This is a genomic window from Methylobacterium sp. J-118 (genome assembly GCF_057836565.1).
Genome location: NZ_JBYQFA010000001.1, coordinates 5,590,272 through 5,607,851 on the forward strand (window position 1 = coordinate 5,590,272; position 17,580 = coordinate 5,607,851).

The 17,580-nt window shown below is 64.6% G+C and carries 18 protein-coding genes and 1 tRNA gene; 5 read left to right on the forward strand and 14 right to left on the reverse strand.

Annotated features, from left to right (window positions below; all coding sequences use genetic code 11):
- Positions 1-115: 115 nt before the first annotated feature.
- The 7 genes from nuoF to AC3IF3_RS27215 are packed head-to-tail and all read right to left on the reverse strand — an operon-like array spanning position 116 to position 5,934.
- Positions 116-1,417: an NADH-quinone oxidoreductase subunit NuoF gene (nuoF, locus tag AC3IF3_RS27185; protein WP_489230990.1), complete on the reverse strand. Its 1,302-nt coding sequence runs from the start codon at positions 1,415-1,417 to the stop codon at positions 116-118.
- A 13-nt stretch (positions 1,418-1,430) separates the two neighbouring features.
- Positions 1,431-1,685: a hypothetical protein gene (locus AC3IF3_RS27190; protein WP_489219108.1), complete on the reverse strand. Its 255-nt coding sequence runs from the start codon at positions 1,683-1,685 to the stop codon at positions 1,431-1,433.
- A gap of 5 nt (positions 1,686-1,690) precedes the next feature.
- Positions 1,691-3,052 carry an NADH-quinone oxidoreductase subunit NuoE gene (gene nuoE / locus AC3IF3_RS27195; protein WP_489230991.1) on the reverse strand — a complete coding sequence of 454 codons (1,362 nt, stop codon included), beginning with the start codon at positions 3,050-3,052 and terminating at the stop codon, positions 1,691-1,693.
- 9 nt (positions 3,053-3,061) lie between these two features.
- A complete protein-coding gene (locus tag AC3IF3_RS27200) occupies positions 3,062-4,252 on the reverse strand; it encodes an NADH-quinone oxidoreductase subunit D (protein WP_243965101.1) in 1,191 nt (396 codons plus the stop codon).
- 16 nt (positions 4,253-4,268) lie between these two features.
- Positions 4,269-4,919 (reverse strand): NADH-quinone oxidoreductase subunit C, encoded by a 651-nt coding sequence (locus AC3IF3_RS27205; RefSeq protein WP_489230992.1) that lies wholly within the window; start codon positions 4,917-4,919, stop codon positions 4,269-4,271.
- Between the two features lie 9 nt (positions 4,920-4,928).
- On the reverse strand, positions 4,929-5,528 hold the full coding sequence (locus AC3IF3_RS27210; RefSeq protein WP_489219113.1) for a NuoB/complex I 20 kDa subunit family protein: 600 nt from the start codon (positions 5,526-5,528) through the stop codon (positions 4,929-4,931).
- 40 nt (positions 5,529-5,568) lie between these two features.
- Complete coding sequence (locus AC3IF3_RS27215) at positions 5,569-5,934, reverse strand: NADH-quinone oxidoreductase subunit A (protein WP_007560754.1); 366 nt, start codon at positions 5,932-5,934, stop codon at positions 5,569-5,571.
- A 326-nt stretch (positions 5,935-6,260) separates the two neighbouring features.
- On the opposite strand from AC3IF3_RS27215, the gene AC3IF3_RS27220 reads away from it, so the two are divergent.
- Positions 6,261-6,337 (forward strand) — tRNA-Asp (locus AC3IF3_RS27220).
- Positions 6,338-6,399: 62 nt separating this feature from the next.
- Here the strand turns inward: AC3IF3_RS27220 and AC3IF3_RS27225 are convergent.
- The 5 genes from AC3IF3_RS27225 to AC3IF3_RS27245 all read right to left on the reverse strand — a co-directional run bounded on the left by AC3IF3_RS27225 (position 6,400) and on the right by AC3IF3_RS27245 (position 12,596).
- Positions 6,400-7,554, reverse strand: coding sequence for a hypothetical protein (locus tag AC3IF3_RS27225; RefSeq protein ID WP_489230993.1), 1,155 nt, complete (start codon positions 7,552-7,554; stop codon positions 6,400-6,402).
- Positions 7,555-7,881: 327 nt separating this feature from the next.
- Positions 7,882-8,301, reverse strand: coding sequence for a hypothetical protein (locus AC3IF3_RS27230; protein WP_489230994.1), 420 nt, complete (start codon positions 8,299-8,301; stop codon positions 7,882-7,884).
- Positions 8,291-10,774, reverse strand: coding sequence for a DUF927 domain-containing protein (locus AC3IF3_RS27235; protein WP_489230995.1), 2,484 nt, complete (start codon positions 10,772-10,774; stop codon positions 8,291-8,293). The genes AC3IF3_RS27230 and AC3IF3_RS27235 overlap by 11 nt, the downstream gene beginning before the upstream one ends.
- On the reverse strand, positions 10,771-11,175 hold the full coding sequence (locus tag AC3IF3_RS27240) for a hypothetical protein (RefSeq protein WP_489230996.1): 405 nt from the start codon (positions 11,173-11,175) through the stop codon (positions 10,771-10,773). Before AC3IF3_RS27240 ends, AC3IF3_RS27235 begins: the two co-directional genes overlap by 4 nt.
- Before the next feature lie 1,166 nt (positions 11,176-12,341).
- A complete protein-coding gene (locus AC3IF3_RS27245) occupies positions 12,342-12,596 on the reverse strand; it encodes a hypothetical protein (protein ID WP_489230997.1) in 255 nt (84 codons plus the stop codon).
- A 283-nt stretch (positions 12,597-12,879) separates the two neighbouring features.
- On the opposite strand from AC3IF3_RS27245, the gene AC3IF3_RS27250 reads away from it, so the two are divergent.
- Both AC3IF3_RS27250 and AC3IF3_RS27255 read left to right on the forward strand, forming a co-directional pair.
- Positions 12,880-13,050 (forward strand): hypothetical protein, encoded by a 171-nt coding sequence (locus AC3IF3_RS27250; RefSeq protein WP_489230998.1) that lies wholly within the window; start codon positions 12,880-12,882, stop codon positions 13,048-13,050.
- Positions 13,051-13,074: 24 nt separating this feature from the next.
- Positions 13,075-13,260 carry a hypothetical protein gene (locus AC3IF3_RS27255; RefSeq protein ID WP_489230999.1) on the forward strand — a complete coding sequence of 62 codons (186 nt, stop codon included), beginning with the start codon at positions 13,075-13,077 and terminating at the stop codon, positions 13,258-13,260.
- A 213-nt stretch (positions 13,261-13,473) separates the two neighbouring features.
- On the opposite strand, the gene AC3IF3_RS27260 is transcribed toward AC3IF3_RS27255, so the two are convergent.
- Positions 13,474-13,773 carry a hypothetical protein gene (locus AC3IF3_RS27260; protein ID WP_489231000.1) on the reverse strand — a complete coding sequence of 100 codons (300 nt, stop codon included), beginning with the start codon at positions 13,771-13,773 and terminating at the stop codon, positions 13,474-13,476.
- A 258-nt stretch (positions 13,774-14,031) separates the two neighbouring features.
- On the opposite strand from AC3IF3_RS27260, the gene AC3IF3_RS27265 reads away from it, so the two are divergent.
- Both AC3IF3_RS27265 and AC3IF3_RS27270 read left to right on the forward strand, forming a co-directional pair.
- Entirely contained in the window at positions 14,032-14,421 is a 390-nt protein-coding gene (locus AC3IF3_RS27265) for a heme utilization protein (RefSeq protein WP_489231002.1), read from the forward strand.
- Positions 14,422-15,621: 1,200 nt separating this feature from the next.
- Positions 15,622-15,921: a PilZ domain-containing protein gene (locus AC3IF3_RS27270; protein ID WP_489231003.1), complete on the forward strand. Its 300-nt coding sequence runs from the start codon at positions 15,622-15,624 to the stop codon at positions 15,919-15,921.
- A 1,397-nt stretch (positions 15,922-17,318) separates the two neighbouring features.
- Here AC3IF3_RS27270 and AC3IF3_RS27275 read toward each other — a convergent pair.
- Positions 17,319-17,576: a helix-turn-helix domain-containing protein gene (locus tag AC3IF3_RS27275; RefSeq protein WP_489231004.1), complete on the reverse strand. Its 258-nt coding sequence runs from the start codon at positions 17,574-17,576 to the stop codon at positions 17,319-17,321.
- Positions 17,577-17,580: the final 4 nt, after the last annotated feature.

Here is a 17,580-nt window from a genome sequence, read left to right on the forward strand (position 1 = left end):
GTGCGGGGCGTCGGCGAGATCGAGGCGCCGCTCGGTCCGCTCGATGCGAAGCTCGACCCTGTCGATCCGCCGCAGGTCCACGAGCATCAGGTTGTCAGGCTGGCTCGTCACGGCCTCACTCCGCGGCCATCGGGATCGGGTCGGAATGCGGGTTGGCCGTGTAGCGATCGATCCGCTTCTCGATCTCGGGGCGGAAGTGCTTGATCAGGCCCTGGATCGGCCAGGCCGCCGCGTCGCCCAGCGCGCAGATCGTGTGTCCCTCGATCTGCTTGGTGACCTCGAACAGCATGTCGATCTCGCGCTTCTGCGCGCGGCCCTCGGTCATGCGCTGCATCACCCGCCACATCCAGCCGGTGCCCTCCCGGCAGGGCGTGCACTGGCCGCACGACTCGTGCTTGTAGAAGTACGAGATCCGGGTGATCGCCGCGACGATGTCGGTGGACTTGTCGAGCACGATCACCGCCGCCGTGCCGAGGCCGGAGCCAAGGCCGCGCAGCGTGTCGAAATCCATCTTGGCGTCGATGATCTGGTCGGCCGGCACCAGCGGCACCGACGAGCCGCCCGGGATCGAGCACAGCAGGTTGTCCCAGCCGCCGCGCATGCCGCCGCAATGCCGATCCACCAGCTCGCGGAAGGTGATGCCCAGCTCCGCCTCGACGTTGCACGGCGTGTTGACGTGGCCGGAGACGCAGAAGAGCTTGGTGCCGGTGTTGTTCTTGCCGCCGAGCCCGGCGAACCACGCGCCGCCCCGGCGCAGGATCGTGCCGGCCACCGCGATCGACTCGACGTTGTTGACCGTCGTGGGGCAGCCGTAGAGGCCCATATTGGCCGGGAACGGCGGCTTGAGCCGCGGCATCCCCTTCTTGCCCTCGAGGCTCTCGATCAGCGCCGTCTCTTCACCGCAGATATAGGCGCCGGCGCCGTGGTGGACGTAGATGTCGAACGGGTAATCGTGCACGTTCGACTGGCCGACGAGGCGGGCCGCATAGGCCTCGTCCACCGCCTTCTGGAGGGCGTGCTTCTCGGCGACGTACTCGCCGCGGATGTAGATGTAGCAGGCATGCGCCGCCATGGCGAAGCAGGCCAGCATGCAGCCCTCGATCAGGAGATGCGGATCGTGCCGCATGATCTCCCGGTCCTTGCAGGTCCCCGGCTCTGACTCGTCGGCGTTGACCACGAGGTAGTGCGGGCGCCCGTCGGACTTCTTGGGCATGAACGACCACTTGAGGCCGGTGGGGAAGCCGGCGCCGCCGCGGCCGCGCAGGCCCGACGCCTTCATCTCCTCGATGATCCAGTCGCGGCCCTGCTCCAGGAGGAACTTGGTCCCGTCCCAGGCGCCGCGCTGCTTGGCGGCTTCCAGGCCCGGCGACTGCAGGCCGTAGAGGTTGGTGAAGATGCGATCCTGATCCGACAGCATGTCCTGAAATCCTTCAGCTGACCGGAGCGTCGGTGATGTCGAGGCGGCGTTCGATGCGGGCGAGCCGTGAGTCGAGGGCGCCGAAGGCCTCGTAAAGGTTGCCTACATCGGCCTGAACGGCGTTCATCTGGACCTGCTGCGCCTGCAGACTGATGCGCATGCCTTTCAGCTCACCACGCACGTCCCGTAGCCCCTCATCCACAGTGCCCAGGCGCATCTGCATTGCCTTCAGTACTTCGTAGATTAGGTCGTTCGACACCTCGGCCATGGCGGTCACGCTCCGGTGCCCGACAGTGCCTTGGCCTGCCCCACCCAATCCTCGCGGTCGATGCGACCCGGGAACGCGAGGTAGGTGCCGACCCAAGTGATTTCGTCGCGGGACCAGGCGGCGATCTGGTCGACATGGTAGATGCCGAGCCCGTTCAGGCGCTGGCTGTTGCCCGGGCCGATCCCCCTGATCCGGGTGAGGTCGTCGGGTTGTCCGGCGCGGGCCGCATCCAGGCCCGGCGGGCGCTGGCCGACCGCGTCGGCCTTCTGTTCGGGGCTCGCATCCTTCGGCAGCGCCGCAAGCGCCCCGGCGACGCGAGCCTCCTCGGCCTCCGCGGCGACCTCGCCCTCGCTGGCGCCGGACGCCTCGGGCTGTTGTGGGACCACGTCACGGTCCGGCATGGCCTCATGGCCCTGCTCGCCCGCGGCCGGCTCTCCTTCGGCGACGCGCTTGGCCGGCGAGTCAAGCACGTCCGCGTCGCCCGGGCGGGCGGCGCCGTGCTTGGCGGTGGAGCGGCCGCGCTCGGCGGCGTCGGCGCGGTCCTCGGGCTTGACCGGCGTCTCCCCCGCGGCCGCGCGCTGGGCCGGCGCGTCGGACACCGTGCGCTCGACCGGACGGCCGGCATCGGGCCGGGCTGGCTTCGGGTTCTCGGCGGCCTGCTGCGTAGCTGCGGCCGCCTCGCCGGTCCCCCCGGCCGGCTCCTCGGCCTTGCCGGCCTCCTCGAAGCGCTTGCGCCAGGCGCCGATCCGCGATCCGTCGAACAGGGTCGGGTCCGTGAGCGTATTCGCGCCGCCCAGGGGCTCGGAGGAGACGCGCCCGGTCTGTGAGCCGACCTTGACCGGCCGACCGGCCGCCAGATCGTCCATCAGCGTCCCGAGCGATTCGGGGGTCAGGTCCTCGTAATAATCCTGGTTGATCTGCACCATCGGGGCGTTGCAGCAGGCGCCGAGGCACTCGACCTCGAGCCAGGAGAAATGGCCGTCGGCCGAAACGTGGCCCGGCGGTCCGAGCCGCGCCTGGAGCATCTCCTTGAGGCCCCGCGCGCCGCAGGAATCGCACGGCACCGTGCCGCAGACCTGGATCCAGTACCGCCCGACCGGCTCCAGGGCGAACATCGTGTAGAAGGTCGCGACCTCCAGCACGCGGATGTTCGGCATGCCGAGTTCGGCCGCCACCGCCTCGATGGCCGCCCGCGGCAGCCAGCCGCCGTTCTGCTCCTGCGCCTTCCACAGGAGCGAGATCACCGCGGAGGCCTGCCGGCCCTCCGGGTACTTGGCGATCTGGGTCTTCGCCCACTCGGCGTTCTCGGGCGAGAACGCGAAGTTTTGGGGCTGCTCGGAGGCGGGGGCGAGTCTGCGGTTGGCCATCGCTCTAACTTACCGATCCACTTCGCCGAACACGATGTCGAGCGTGCCGAGCACGCACGAGACGTCGGCGAGAAGGTGCCCACGGCACATCCAGTCCATCGCCTGCAGATGCGCGAAGCCCGGCGCGCGGATCTTGCAGCGATACGGCTTGTTGGTCCCGTCCGACACCAGATACACGCCGAACTCGCCCTTGGGCGCCTCCACGGCGGCGTAGACCTCGCCCTCCGGCACGTGGAAGCCTTCGGTGTACAGCTTGAAGTGGTGGATGAGCGCCTCCATCGAGCGCTTCATCTCTCGGCGCGGCGGCGGCGCGAACTTGCCGTCGAGCGCCGCGATCGGGCCCTGCCCGGCCGGTTCGCGCAGCTTGGCGCAGCACTGCTTCATGATCTTGGCCGATTCCCGCATCTCCTCCATGCGGATCACCTGCCGATCGTAGGTATCGCCGTTCCGGCCCACCGGGATGTCGAAGTCCATCTCCTCGTAGCACTCGTAGGGCTGCGCCTTGCGCAGGTCCCACGGGATGCCCGAACCGCGCAGCATCACGCCGGAGAAGCCCCACTCCATGCACTCGTCCACCGACACGATGCCGATGTCGACGTTGCGCTGCTTGAAGATGCGGTTGGCCATCACGAGGTCGTCGAGATCCTGGACGACCTGCAGGAACGGGTCGCAGAACGCCTCGATGTCGTCGACCAGCTTCGGCGGCAGGTCCTGGTGGACGCCGCCGGGCCGGAAATAATTGGCGTGGAGCCGGGCGCCGGAGGCACGCTCGTAGAAGATCATTAGCTTCTCGCGCTCCTCGAAGCCCCAGAGCGGGGGCGTGAGGGCGCCGACATCCATCGCCTGCGTGGTGACGTTGAGCAGGTGCGACAGCAGCCGGCCGATCTCGCAGAACAGCACCCGGATCAGCTGGGCGCGCCGCGGCACCTCGATCCCGGCCAGCTTCTCGATCGCCAGGCAGAAGGCGTGCTCCTGGTTCATCGGCGACACGTAGTCGAGCCGGTCGAAATAGGGCGTCGCCTGCAGGTAGGTCTTGTGCTCGATCAGCTTCTCGGTGCCGCGGTGCAGCAGCCCGATATGCGGATCGACCCGCTCGACCACCTCGCCGTCGAGTTCCAGCACGAGGCGCAGCACCCCGTGCGCCGCCGGGTGCTGCGGGCCGAAATTGATCGCGAAGTTGCGGATGTTGTGCTCTGTCACTGACAGTCTCCGCGGTTCAGGCCGAAGTCTTTTTCTCGTCGCCGGGGAGCACGTAGTCGGTGCCCTCCCACGGAGACAGGAAGTCGAAGTTGCGGAATTCTTGGGTGAGCTGGACGGGCTCGTAGACGACCCGCGCCTGGTCCTGGTCGTAGCGGACCTCGACGAAGCCCGTCAGCGGAAAATCCTTGCGCAGGGGATGCCCCTCGAAGCCGTAATCGGTGAGCAGGCGGCGCAGGTCCGGATGGCCCGAGAACAGGATGCCGTAGAGGTCGTAGGTCTCGCGCTCGTACCAGTTGGCGGCCGGGAACACCTCGATCGCCGAGGGGACGGGGGTCACCTCGTCGGTCTGCACCTTCAGCCGGATGCGCGCGTTGTGGCGCAACGACAGCAGATGGTAGACCACGTCGAAGCGCTTCACGCGCTGCGGGTAATCCGCGCCGCAGATATCGATGAAGCTGCGGAACGCGCAGGCCGGATCGTCCCGCAGGTAGGTCAGCGCGTAGACGATGTCGGAGGCCTGGACCACCAGCGTCAGCTCGCCGAACGCGATGGCATGCGACACCACCGCCGGGCCGAGGGCGCCGACGACGCGCTCGGCCATCGTCGTGAGGGCCGCCTCACCGCTCGCGGGCTGGGTGTGCGACAGGATCGAGATGCCGTTCGTCATGGCCGCCCCTCAGCGCTCGATCGTGCCGGTGCGGCGGATCTTCTTCTGGAGAAGCAGCACGCCGTAGAGCAGCGCCTCGGCGGTGGGCGGGCAGCCGGGCACGTAGATGTCCACCGGCACCACCCGGTCGCAGCCGCGCACCACCGAGTAGGAGTAGTGGTAGTAGCCGCCGCCGTTGGCGCAGGAGCCCATCGAGATGACGTAGCGCGGCTCCGGCATCTGGTCGTAGACCTTGCGCAGCGCCGGGGCCATCTTGTTGGTGAGCGTCCCGGCGACGATCATCACGTCGGACTGGCGGGGCGAGCCCCGGGGCGCGAAGCCGAAGCGCTCGCAATCGTAGCGCGGCATCGACATCTGCATCATCTCGACCGCGCAGCAGGCGAGTCCGAAGGTCATCCACATCAGCGAGCCGGTGCGGGCCCAGTTGATCAGCTCATCCGTGGTGGTGAGCAGGAAGCCGCGGTCAGCGAGCTCGTCGCTGATCGACAGGAAGGTCGGATCGTCCGCACCGATCGGCCGGCCGGTGTTGGGATCGATGATCCCCTTCGGCTGGGGCGCGACCGCGGGCGCGCGGGACAGGCTTTGGGTCGTGTCGGTGATCAGGGCCATCGGCGACTCGGAATCCGGTGCGGGCGGGGGCTGACGGGACTCAATCCCACTCAAGGGCGCCCTTGCGCCACTCGTAGACGAAACCGACGGTCAGCACGCCCAGGAAGACGATCATCGACCAGAAGCCGAACCAGCCCAGATCACCGAAGGTGATGGCCCAGGGGAACAGGAAAGCGACCTCAAGATCGAAGATGATGAACAGGATCGCCACGAGGTAGAAGCGCACGTCGAACTTCATGCGGGCATCGTCGAAGGCGTTGAAACCGCATTCGTAGGCCGAGAGCTTCTCGGGATCGGGGCTCTTGAAGGCGACGAGGAACGGCACGACCAGTAGCGCCGTGGCGATGAACAGTGCCACGCCGATGAACACGATGAGCGGCAGGTAATCCGCCAACAATCCGGTCATGCCAGGGCCTCGCGAGACGTAGAAAACCGCGGTGCGACGCCGACCCGGATTCGCCCGTGGAATTGTTCTTATGCCAGGATGCGCGCGGCCGGAGGCTTAGTCGACCTGCCGAGCCGTGACAATGGCTTGTCGCGTCGCACAAACCACGCCGTCCCTCACGTCGGGAGATGGGGGCGCCGGGCGCGGCTGCAACACGACGGAAGCGCGCAGGCCCCCGGGGCGGCCCCGCGACGAATCCGACCTGGATGCGCTTGACAGCGCCCGAAGCGGCCCATAAACCCCGCCCCGTCGCCGGGCGAAACGCCCCCTTGAGGCGACCACGCCGTGCGGGCGTAGCTCAGTTGGTTAGAGTGCCGGCCTGTCACGCCGGAGGTCGCGGGTTCGAGCCCCGTCGCCCGCGCCATTCATATCAGTCACTTAGCTCCAAAATCGCAGGCGCCGTTCAACTCGCGTTTGCCGGGCCGTTCAACTTTTCGCCCTCGATCTGTTCTGTCGTGCTCGTCGCCGGGCGTTCAGTCGCGCGCGATCAACCGCTTGGACGGCGTCGATATCGACCGGCTGGTACGTCCGCTCCAGCTCGGCGTTGGCGGCGATGGAGTTGGCGAGCTTCGCACCCAAGTGCTCCCGTGACGCACCCCCTGCCCTGGCTTCGATCGCTACGGAGCGTCGGATGTCGAGCATCTGCCGCGTCTCCTTTGGGTCGACCAACCTCCGCAGGTTCCGGAAATCCTCAGCCAGTGAGTTCTTCCGGTATGGCGCCCCCTCGCGCGTCCGAAACAGCGGCGTAGACGGAAGCGGCCGCAGGCCGAGCCCGTCGAGGTAGGCGCGGATCAAAGTGGCAGATCGCCTTGACAATGTGCCGATCACCGCCTGCCCCGTCTTAGCCCGGCCGATCTCGAAGGCGCCGAATCGGCCGATGCGCACGAGCTGGCCGGCCGTGAGGGATCGGGCATCGACCGGCGAGAAGGCCGTATCCCACATGATGGACACGAGACAGGCCAAGCCGCGGTAGCCCTCACGCCAGGCGTAGTGGATGATCCGCCGCAGCTCGTGCTCCTGCCAGACCGCCTTGCGGGCCGTTGGCGTTACGCGGCGCACGCCCAGCGACGGGTCGGCCCCACGGGCGCAGTAGAACGGCCGGCCCCCACTCATGGCGGCCGCCACGACCCACAACGCCCGCCAGATTTTCATGGCCCGGTGCGCTTCCCGGACGCCTGCCGTCTCGATCAGGTCGGCGTACCAGGCGTCGATTAGATCATAGTCGACCGTGTGCGGAGCGACGTCGCCGAAGATAGGGGCGATGTAGCGCCAGCCACGCCCCCAGTCTTCCCGCGTGCGCGCCTGTTTGCGGTTCCAGCCTTCCGTGGCGCGGTACCGCTCGTAGGCCTCCCCAAGCGATCCGCGCGGCCATTTCGGCTGCTCGGCCGCCTTCACGCCCTTGCGGTGCGCCTGCCAGCGCTCGTTCCAAGTCTTGGCCTCGCGCCACGCATCGGGGCCGTCGGAACCTAGTGCGATCAGCGCGAAGCCAGCAACCTTCATCGTCGGCGTCGGACACCAGTAGGCCAAGCGTTTGCCGTGCCGTTCACGGACGACGAGGTAGGGAATTTTCACGGTGCCCACCGGTTCGCTTCTCCGCGAGTCGCTGCCTGGCCACTGAAGCGTCCCGCGCTTCGCCGGAGACTGTCAATTCGGGGAAGAGATCAGGATGTCGCCTACGGCGCCAACGATCGATCGCCTCAATGCAGTAGTGGCCGGAGGTCGGGTCCGCGGTCGGGAAGCCACGTCGGCGCAGCTCGGGCAGCGCCAACTCGAATTCGCGCACGCCAACGAAGCCCATGCGCGAAGCGACCTTCGCCACTGGGACATCTCCGATTTCTGGGATGTGCGGTGGTCGGCTCACGCCCCTCTCCCCGCGCAGGTGTGCTGCCTCATCCGGGCCACCCACCGCTAGTGGAGGGTGCCGGGCGCCAGCCCGAGCGCCGCGAGCATTCCGTCTGGCGCTAGCTGATCGGCCGCGGCACGATCGAAACCGCCCCCGTTTTCAAGGATAATGAAGCGCCCCTTGTAGTGCGCGAACCAGTCCACTGACTCGTTGCCCGTTGCCGCTGCACCGTCTGCTACACCTGTCATCACACCCTGCGAGGTGTACCGCTTATCGCCACCTTCATTTTTGAGGGTGTAGCAAGGTGTACCAGGTGTGACACTTTGAAATTGCTTATCTTTTTCCGATGCTGAAGGTGTGTCAACAGGGTGTATCACCGGGTGTACGGTTGAGCTTGGTACACCTGTTACACTTGGTACACCTGTTTTTTGGGTAGAGAGGGATTTCGTGATTTCGCGCAGTCGGAGGCGTAGGTCAGGACGCATCGGAGCCTCCATCGAACACGGCTGCCGTGATTACGTAAACCCGTAGCTGTCCGGCAGGAGTCCGCTCTGGCCGCTGGAGCTTCGTCTTATCTCGCTTGAGCATCCCGTGATCAGCTAGGATGCGCGCGGTCGCTACTGGGTCGAGGCCAGAGCAAACTTCCGATTTCCACATTTCGGGCAGGACCAGCCATACCCGTCCATCACCATGACCCCGGCGCCAGCCAACGCGATTCGGAACCGGGCGGGCGTCGGTGTGGTCCACAATTTCGAAGCGGCTCTCGCCGTGTGCCTCAAAGAATCGCCTAACCTGAGCAATAGCTTCACGGACCTCGGCTGGTTCGATGCCGCCGCGCGACCCGATCCAGTCTGCCAGCGCCCGCGTCGCCGCCGCCTCTGCCTCACCCTCCCCCCAGGGCACGATGTTGAAGGTGCGAGCCAGCTCGCCCGCCGCGGCGATCATGCCGAGCCGCGCGGCAGCTCGCCGGATCTGCCCGTCAGCGTCGGCCGGCGAGTACTCGGTGACGAAGCTGTCCACGATGTCGACGACGAGAGCCCGGGCTTCCTCCTGCCCCATGTCCATCAAGGCGCGGACGAAGGCCGGCCCAGCCTCGCCGTAGGCCAATAGGGCGGCCTTCTGCAGGGCTTCGGCGAGACGGGCAGGATCCCCCTCTGGCCCGGCGTGGTCGAACAGACCGAGGCCGCGGCCGGCATCGGCAGGGACATCGAGCAGACGCACAGCTTGACCCGCGTAGGCCTTGCGCTGCTTGTCCTCCGCGATCTTGGCTGCCATCGGCAACTCGCCGGTCGAGAGCGTGAGCACCCTCCACGTCATCGGCGCTCGGATCGAACCGTCCCGAGCCGAGCGGCCCTTTCCGACACCGGAGGCCAACTGGTAGACGGCCGCCGCTGCATCCCGACCATCGGCCACCCCGATTTCATCGAGGCACAACAGCGTATCCGTGACGATCGCCGCGGTGGCCTCCTGGGCGTTAGCGGTAGCTCGCCAAGATCGGACAAAGCCGGGATCTGAGGCACCACGGCCCCAGACGCTCGCCGCCGCCTTCAGCGCCGTTGTCTTCCCACGGCTAGACTGGCCGTAGAGGTTCACCCCACCACCTTCGCCCCCGACAAGATCAACGAGCGGCCCGGCGAAGGCTGTGGCAACCGCCAGGATGAGGCGACCGTGCCCAGCGGTCAGCCGTCCGACACTGTCGCGCCAATCCTGCAACGTTCCCTTTCGTGAATAGGGTGCTGCGGCCGCTCCAGTCAGGACCACCGTTTCGGTCTCGGGCTGGCCGATCACCGCATCTGGCAGAACGAATACCCGCTGCTCGCCGATCACGTGCCAGCCGGTACGGTTCACGATGGTTACACGCGCGGCTACACCAACTCGGTTCAAGTAGTCGCAGAGCGCCCCGCGACCGGCGCGGGAGATCACCAAGCCGCGCGCTGCGAGGTCGGCGGCCAGGGCGCCCGTGTCACCGTGCAGCGCCGAGTCAGCCACGGCATGTTCGTGGCGGCGGCCATCTGGATCGCGCCAGCGCAGCCACCGAGCCCAGCCGAAACCATAGGGATCTCGGGCACGGCCGATGACCTCGAACGGCGCCGAAATCCACATGTCCTCGGTAGTGGCGCTCTCGCCCCGCCCCTTGGTGATTTTCGCCTTCAGCCCATCACTGTTCATGACGAAGTGGCCGAAGGAGACGTAGCTCGGTGCTGGCTCAGCGCGATCAACATGTTGAAGCACGACAGCGGCGAGTGCCTTTGGCTGCCAGCCGTCCATGTCGAGACCGTCGGCAGCGTCCCAGCCGTCAGGCGGTGCGCGGTGCTCACTGGACGGTAGCGCTGCAGCAACCCGTGCGGCGTCTACTATGGTGATCATGCCAGCGCCGACTGCGGCCAACTCTCGCTTGACGTCGAGGGCGTAGCCGAGACCGGGGGCGTCATTATCCGGCCAGATCATCACCGGCCGGCCAGCTAGCGGGGTCCAGTCCGCTGACTTGGCCGCCTTGGCCCCGCCTGGACTGGTGACCACCACGCTGTTCGGGAATACCTTCTGCGCGGCGTCAGCAGCCTTCTCGCCCTCGCATACGATGACCGAAGCGTTTGGGTGAGAGGCGAGCTTGTTCAATCCGTAGAGAGGCTGCGGCCCCGGCCACTTCGCTTTACGCCATTTGAGGCGATTATCGACTCGCCACAGTGTAACTGGTGCGAACTGCTTCCGTTGGTTAAGTGGATCGTAGCGAATAGTGAAGCCGATCAACTTGCCCGCAGCGTCAAGATACTCCCACGCCCTGCTATGCCCACCATGATCTTGGTGATAAAAATTCGGCTTCGGCGCGTCGTCAGGCACCGGCAGCAGACAGACGCTTGATGCGCTATGGATGTGATCTGAAGCTGTTTCGCGTCGGACCTTCGGTAACCCGAGTGGTTCGCCTAGATCGTTTGTGAGTTGCTGGAGGCCATTGATCACCGGCTCGTCTCCGTGTCGACGGAGAGGAAGAGAGCGAGTTCGCGCGCAGCCTCGAACTGCCGCACGCCATATCGCCATGCAACGAGGCTAATCAGGTCGCCACCCCGTTCGCCGGTGGCGAAGTCAGCCCAACGTCCGGTCCTGACGTTCACCCTGAAGGAGCCGGCGTGGCTGTCGGCCCGGTTAGGGTTGAGCGCCGTGTACTCACGTCCGCGGAGCGTGCCGCCGGGAATGACTCTGCGGATGATCGCCTCGGCGTTGACCAAAGCGGCCGCGTTGATGCGCAAGAAATCGGGTCTCGCGGCCGGCTCTTCTGGGCGGTGAGGCTTGACCTGCTCAGCAGGCATGCGGTTGCTCTCGCCGGACTCTTCAGCCCAGCCCGAACCATTAGATTTCGGCATTACCCCTACTCCGCGACGAGCTGAGATAACGGCAGAGGGATGCCGAGCCGCATGTATAGATGTTGGATCGGAGCGCTTTTGCGGTCGCCTGAGAGATAAGCTTTCAAAAGGTCCTGCTCATCTTCGAGAAGAGCCTGCAGCGCCACCCTACTTACGTATAAGTCGCGAGATATCACGCGTCCGATGTTATGCCGCTTTGACCACATCCCGATCGTTGCTGGATGAACGCCAGCATATTTCGCTGCCGCTCTTGCCCGCATGGCCTCTTCTGGAATGAAGGGACGAAGGATCGCAGGGCGTAGGGCCTCGGCAGGCCTTTGCGGGTCTGCTGGGGGACGATCTGCGACAGTCGTAGAGGCATCTTCAGAATTGTAAACTTTCCGCATGATCTAAACTCACATCAGATCATGCTCAGCGCGGCTATTATCGCGAGCAGCTGGGGCCATAGTCATATAACTAGCTTCGAGGTCGCCGAGTGGCAGATCTCGAACTTGCGACTCAGGTCCGGCTTTGCTAGGTCATTTTCGCCTTCGTGAGCATATGGGGGCAAATCGTATGCGTCAGCTGCCAGGCATTCCGCATACGATTCCAGTGAGCCCGGTCCGGAGATCCTCCGAACCGGGCTTTTTCATATAATGAGCGTTTTCCGTTCACAGCAAGCAGTTTCAGCGCTTTCTGCAGCATCAGCACGCCTCAATGGCTAGGGGCAGCGACAACCAGCGCTTCGGAAGAAGACAAGGCGACTGAGGGCCTCGCGCCAGCGTCCAAAAATATTGTACGTGATCTTCTCGTAAATCCAGAGGGTTAGGCCCTGTCTGGCTCTTGTTTGACGCATTTGCAGGGCGTGCAGTCCAGCGATCAGGCCGTTCCCGGTAGTAACTATATGTGCGTCACGAGCGTCACATGATGAAGATCATGAACTTCTACGGATTGGTCAGGACCACGCAGCTTGGCAATGGCGCACAGCGTTTGGAAAGAGGAACACGCCTGCTCTCCGGCACCATTGTAAGATGCTCACGCTGACGGCCACGATGCCGTCAGCAGGGTCGCCACTGCTCCGGCCACGGGGCAGTCGCCAACGGCGTATGCGACGCCCGCCGCTTCCAGAGCGCGCGTCGAGCTGACGAAGACGATGGCGACGCCCAAGGTGGCGAGACGACGGCCGATCATCGGCATTGCTGGCCAAGCCGGTGCGTACCGTGACTGCCGGCGTCCTGCTCGGACCATAGCACCGCCCTGGCCGCATCACAGAGCACCGCGGAACAGACGATCGCGCTCGGCAGGACACCGCAGTAGGTCTGTGCGAGTTCCACGGCCTCGCCAGTCGTCTCGGTGGCGATGGCCACCGTCTGGCGCGTCGTGCCCGTGTCCGATCCGGCTGAGTTCAGCATGAGCGTCAGACGGTAGGCTTGTATCACCATAGCTACCCCCTCCCTACGATCCTGGAACAAAATACCGGACCTTTGGCCTGTCGGAAGCACGCGAGGCTGGGCGAGCCGTGATGATATGGCCTCCCGGCCGATGCGCCTTGATCCACGTTCTCATCTAGCAGCCTTCGCTGTAGATCCGCTCTCGATGGCTGAGAAATATTCTTGGTGGGTTCGCGCCAAGCTGGCGGCGACCGCACTGCTCTTGATGCTCGCGATTCTGATCGTCGTGGCACGACGGATCGCACGTCTTCCGTGATCAGAGTAGCGTCGCGACATGGCCAATACCGATGATCCGAACCTCAAAGCCGCGGAAGCCCTGGTCGCGGCCGGCTACATGGTCGAGCGCTTCGACGAGGATCCGAGGCTGTGGCGGGTGAACGGTAACGTGATGACCGACGCTGAATTACTCGACGAAGCGAAGCGGATTGGACTTATGGACGGGTAGGGCCGCGTGCAGTAGCTCTCCGGCGTGGCCAAAGAGATCCCCAGCGTCGGCGACCTGCGCCGCAGGTCCAAGGTGACGGACGACGAGATCGCTACCGCAACCGCTGCCTACCTGAATGACGAGAACGCCGCGCCGTTCGCCTTCAAGTCCGCCCCAGCTTTGGTCGGCCGGCGGTCAGGTCTGCCATTCGGATCCGACCCACAATCATAGCAGCTGCCCTAGTCGCATAGGGGTACGCCGATTGCTCGGAAAAGAGGCCATCCGCGGACAATACGATCCAGCGGAAGCATCCCGGGTACAAAGGACAGGGTACCGTCGCGAGCCTGTAAATGCTGGCCAACGTATCAGCCTCATTGATCAGGCAGAGCGATGGATGGTGGAAGGGCTCCGACAGGAGCCCTCCCGACGCTGAAGGTGAGCACCTTACATGCGGCGCATCATCCGCTTCTTCATCATGCGACGGCGCATCATCCGCTTCTTCATCATCATTCGGTCGCCGTGCATCATGCGGACCTGCGTGACGTCCGGGTGATGGAGTTGAAGGCCGTTCACCGACATCGGGGCAGCTGACACGGTGCCGACACCGAAGGCGAGACTGCCGAGCAGGGTTGCGGCGGCGAGCGCAAAGGTTGTCTTCCTCATCGAGATCTCCAGAGTTCGGCGGATATGCCAGTTCGAAGCCAGAAAGGCTTGAGAACCCCACGACCGCAGGGCGGCGCCCATAACAGGGCGGTAGCTTCCCCCTACGACCCTCTTCAGGCGATAGTTTCAGCGGCTAACGAAATAAGATGACGATTTTCCCCAAAATGCGGGCGCATACAGCTAGCCCAACATCGGGATTGCACAGCCGATACGGCTCAGCTTGTTCACGGCTCGACTGATCGGATGCAGAATTTGTGATTGTGCGTGAAACTATTTAGCCATGGTCCCCGTATCATGGCGGCGCGGTCAGCCCCGACGGCGCAACCGCTGGAGCTGCACGTGACCCGTATTTCCCTCTCAATCGTTACAGCCAGCCTTATGCTTGGTACTCTTTGCCCTGCTGGTGCAGCTACGAAGAAGGTGCGGGTGCCGAACCAGTTCGACGGCTCCTGGACCATCGTCGCCACGACGACTGAAGGACCGTGTTCAGGCAACACGAGCTATTACGTGCAGATCAGGGATAGCGACGCTTCGATCCCCGGTGAAGCAATCGACATCGCCGGCGGGGTATCGGCAGGTGGTGCCGTGCAGGCGACGATCACCAGCGGCGCGAACAAGGTGCCGATCGCCGGTAGCCTCACCGCAAAGGGCAGCGGCAGCGGTACATGGCGCACGTCCGGCGGACTGGTCGTGTGCAGCGGCAGCTGGAGTGCCAAGCGGGCAGGCTGAAGAGCCCCGTCGACCAATCCAATCATGAGCCGGCCGGGCGAGCCGTGTCGGCAGTGGCAGTCCGTCCAAGTTCAGGCCCCGCTGGCCGATCAGCTCACGAGTTGGCGGGGTAGGTCGTCGATCTCACCGGCGGTTGTAGCGTCCTTTTACGCGTGAGGCGCGTTCCAGCCGCGGTTCCGCCCCACTGGACCCTTCTGCCATTGACGTCTCCTCCCGCATCGTGGTGCAGAACCGTGGGCGGCAGATGGCGCAGCCGCATCAGCGAGAAGCCGGCACCAGGTCGTTGCTACGGTTCGAATGAGACGTGCACGCGTGCCAGGCAAACTCGGACCGGTCCTGGTTCTCCTTGCCGTAGCACCGACCGATCTGATTGAGACGGGAGTTCAGCCGGGTGCGCCGATCACACTCGGCCGCACTGGCGTCGCCGGGCGAGCCACGGCACGCCTCATCAGCTGCGGTGTAGGCCTTGATGAGCTGCTTCGCTGTCGGCTCGGTTGCCTCTGCTCCGCCGGCAGCAACGACCAGAGCGAGGGCAGCGAGGGTTGTGCGCATGGGGGGAGGATAGCCGCTGGGATGGCGGTGTCGAGGTGGTAGCCGGGGTAGCGCTATCGGCCCCGCAGGAAGAAGAACCAGATCAGGATCAGGACGGGGATCGGCACCCCTAAGAGCCACAGCAGGCTACCTGTCAGCATATCATCCTCCCTGGGTTGCCTGAGAAATCCCGCAGATTGCGGATCCGTTCCGGCGCGCCGCGCCTACGCGATGGCGGTGAACTACGGGCAGGCATAAGCCGGCGGACTTCATAGGCACAACAAACCAACCGTCGGTTGTATTGCGGAAACTGTTTCGGTTTCTGCATGCCTCATAAACTGAAAAGGGACTCTTAAGACAGTTGGCTTAGTCTGTAGCTATGACACGGCTGCCAATATGAATCAGCGACAGGCTCTAACGCAACATATCGTCGTCGTTCCTGCGCTTTGTCTGCGCTCCAATAGACAGGAGTTCCATGCCGTCACTGTCGACATGTCGGTGGAAGGTCTCAGGCTGCGATCGTCTACGCTGCCAAGTTCCGACGAGTGGTTGACCTGTAACATCCGCAGCGTTGGGATGATTGAGGCTCGTGTGAGCTGGGTCGGTACTTGCGACTTTCTAGTCCGACTTACGGGCAAGGACCCTACGCCTGGTGAAGTAGCCAGGCGCTTGATCGAGTTGTCGCGTGGACAGGTTAAGATACAAGAGACAGTACGCACCGACCGCCGGATCGTGCCGCAACGGACGGCGGTGCAGGTCACGCTGGCGGATGGCACACATGTCGAAGCGACGATCCTGAACTTTTCAGCGTCGGGCGTGGCGCTAGCGCTCGACGTGCCACTGGCTGTCGGTCAGGAGGTTGTGGTTGGCCGGCGCCGAGCAACAGTTGCGCGTCTGCTCACGCAAGGGGTCGGTGCGGCGTTCGTTGAGCCGCTTGATGGCGCCATCAGTGCGGCCACGGTGCTCTGATCGTCGCGCCACGCGATGGCGGCCGACCGCGGACAGGCGTAGTCAGCGAGGTTCAAAATCGGTCGTGTTGAGCGAATGTGCCGTTCGCGCGGTCTGGTTCATCACAGAGCATCCCACATCCGGCCGCTCCCATCATCGCGCCGCCGCCTATCATCAAGGCGACCACGATGTAGCGGTGGGAGCCATCGTAGGACAGCATCGGCATCGATGGCAGCCTCAGAGAGCGTAGCCATTGATGCCCAGATACTGAGTTCAGCGGCTAGCGCAAAACCTGAGCAGTTCGTCAATTCAGAATTTGCGTGATCCACAGGCCACAGCTCCGCTGGCCCGCCCCACACGTCTCTAGCCTCAAGCCTTCCTCAGCCGCACCCCAGGCCCCTCGCTGTTCTCCTCGATGAAGATGACGCCGGCAGCTTCACGACCTCAGTGAACTCGGGGGCTCGATCACCTGATGCGAGCTGGTGCTGGTGCGCTTGAGCGCGATCCCCGCAGCAGCTTGCCTGCCATCCTCCGTGATCATCCATTCCTCGCGGCCGAAGCGATCATGGCGGCCGGTGCGAGCGATCAGCCCGTTTCGAGCGAGGCTGTTCAGGGTTGAGCTACCTGGCCTGTAGAAGCGATCTCTCTGGCTCAGCAGTCGGAGGCGGTTTCGGTAAGTCTGGTTCAGTGGGCCTATCATGTGCGAGCACACGCAGACTGTGTGCCGACCCCAAGACGCGTGGTTCAGGGCAGCCCCGCAATGAGCGCCTCTTCCACGAAGCGGGGAATGGCGTCAGCCCTCGTCCCCGGTGTTGTCATCCTTGAAGCCGTCGAAGCCCTTCAGCGGCACTCCGGTTCTGAACAGACCAAACTTGCGGCCGAGATCGTCGAGTCGAGCCCCAGCCAACGCCAACGCAAGCCCGCCGTGGCGCCCTGTGCCGAGCTAGACCATGCCGAAAAGGGGCCTTTTAGGTGTCGCGGAAATGAGCGCCACTCCCTGGGGACGCCCCTATTCCGGAATAAAACACCGAGGTTCTCTTATGGGATGCCTTACAGCGGGTCGGCAGGCGGGAAGCGGGCGCCTGCGGAGAGCAAAGCCTGCACCAGTGCATTCAACTGTGCGATCGTGACTGCTGCCTCACCGGGACTGGCCTCAGCCCGCAGCACGACGCTGATAGGTACCTCTGCTCGCGTTGCGAGTTTCCTAGAGTCCCAGCGGAGAGACGAGCGCGCTGCGCGGAGGTGAGGACCGGTGATCACCCCTTCCGCCCCTGGTCGTGTCTACCCGCCTGACCTTGCGGCGCCCGTCACCGCAGGGTCAATCGTGCCGTGCGGCTATAAAGTAGACGATCGCTCCTACGACCCCGATAGCGATCAGAACGCCGATGACCAGCCATATTTAGCCGTTGATCACGCGTTCACCCCTTTCGGTCTCGGAACCGGATCCCGGCGCCGCCCCCGTTCTCGGGGATGAACTCAAGGCCAGCAGCTTCGAAAACGTGTCGCAGTAGCTCAAGGGTCGAGCGCTTTGCCTCACCATTCTCGGCACGGTTCAGCGTGTTACGGTGGAGGCCCGTTTTCTCCGCGAGCATCGGATTTGACCAGCCCAGGGCGGCCTTCGCCATCCTAATCTGCTCGACGGTAAGCACGGGAGCGGACTGATCGTCGGCACTCATATGC

What these genes read in the sequence shown, in the direction of transcription:
- AC3IF3_RS27275 (WP_489231004.1), bottom strand. Translation starts at nt 17,576, where the DNA reads ATGAGTGCCGACGATCAGTCCGCTCCCGTGCTTACCGTCGAGCAGATT.
- AC3IF3_RS27230 (WP_489230994.1), bottom strand. Translation starts at nt 8,301, where the DNA reads ATGCGTCCTGACCTACGCCTCCGACTGCGCGAAATCACGAAATCCCTC.
- AC3IF3_RS27205 (WP_489230992.1), bottom strand. Translation starts at nt 4,919, where the DNA reads ATGACGAACGGCATCTCGATCCTGTCGCACACCCAGCCCGCGAGCGGT.
- AC3IF3_RS27245 (WP_489230997.1), bottom strand. Translation starts at nt 12,596, where the DNA reads ATGGTGATACAAGCCTACCGTCTGACGCTCATGCTGAACTCAGCCGGA.
- AC3IF3_RS27190 (WP_489219108.1), bottom strand. Translation starts at nt 1,685, where the DNA reads ATGGCCGAGGTGTCGAACGACCTAATCTACGAAGTACTGAAGGCAATG.
- AC3IF3_RS27215 (WP_007560754.1), bottom strand. Translation starts at nt 5,934, where the DNA reads ATGACCGGATTGTTGGCGGATTACCTGCCGCTCATCGTGTTCATCGGC.
- AC3IF3_RS27250 (WP_489230998.1), top strand. Translation starts at nt 12,880, where the DNA reads ATGGCCAATACCGATGATCCGAACCTCAAAGCCGCGGAAGCCCTGGTC.
- nuoE (WP_489230991.1), bottom strand. Translation starts at nt 3,052, where the DNA reads ATGGCCAACCGCAGACTCGCCCCCGCCTCCGAGCAGCCCCAAAACTTC.
- AC3IF3_RS27210 (WP_489219113.1), bottom strand. Translation starts at nt 5,528, where the DNA reads ATGGCCCTGATCACCGACACGACCCAAAGCCTGTCCCGCGCGCCCGCG.
- nuoF (WP_489230990.1), bottom strand. Translation starts at nt 1,417, where the DNA reads ATGCTGTCGGATCAGGATCGCATCTTCACCAACCTCTACGGCCTGCAG.
- AC3IF3_RS27240 (WP_489230996.1), bottom strand. Translation starts at nt 11,175, where the DNA reads ATGCCGAAATCTAATGGTTCGGGCTGGGCTGAAGAGTCCGGCGAGAGC.
- AC3IF3_RS27260 (WP_489231000.1), bottom strand. Translation starts at nt 13,773, where the DNA reads ATGGGCGCCGCCCTGCGGTCGTGGGGTTCTCAAGCCTTTCTGGCTTCG.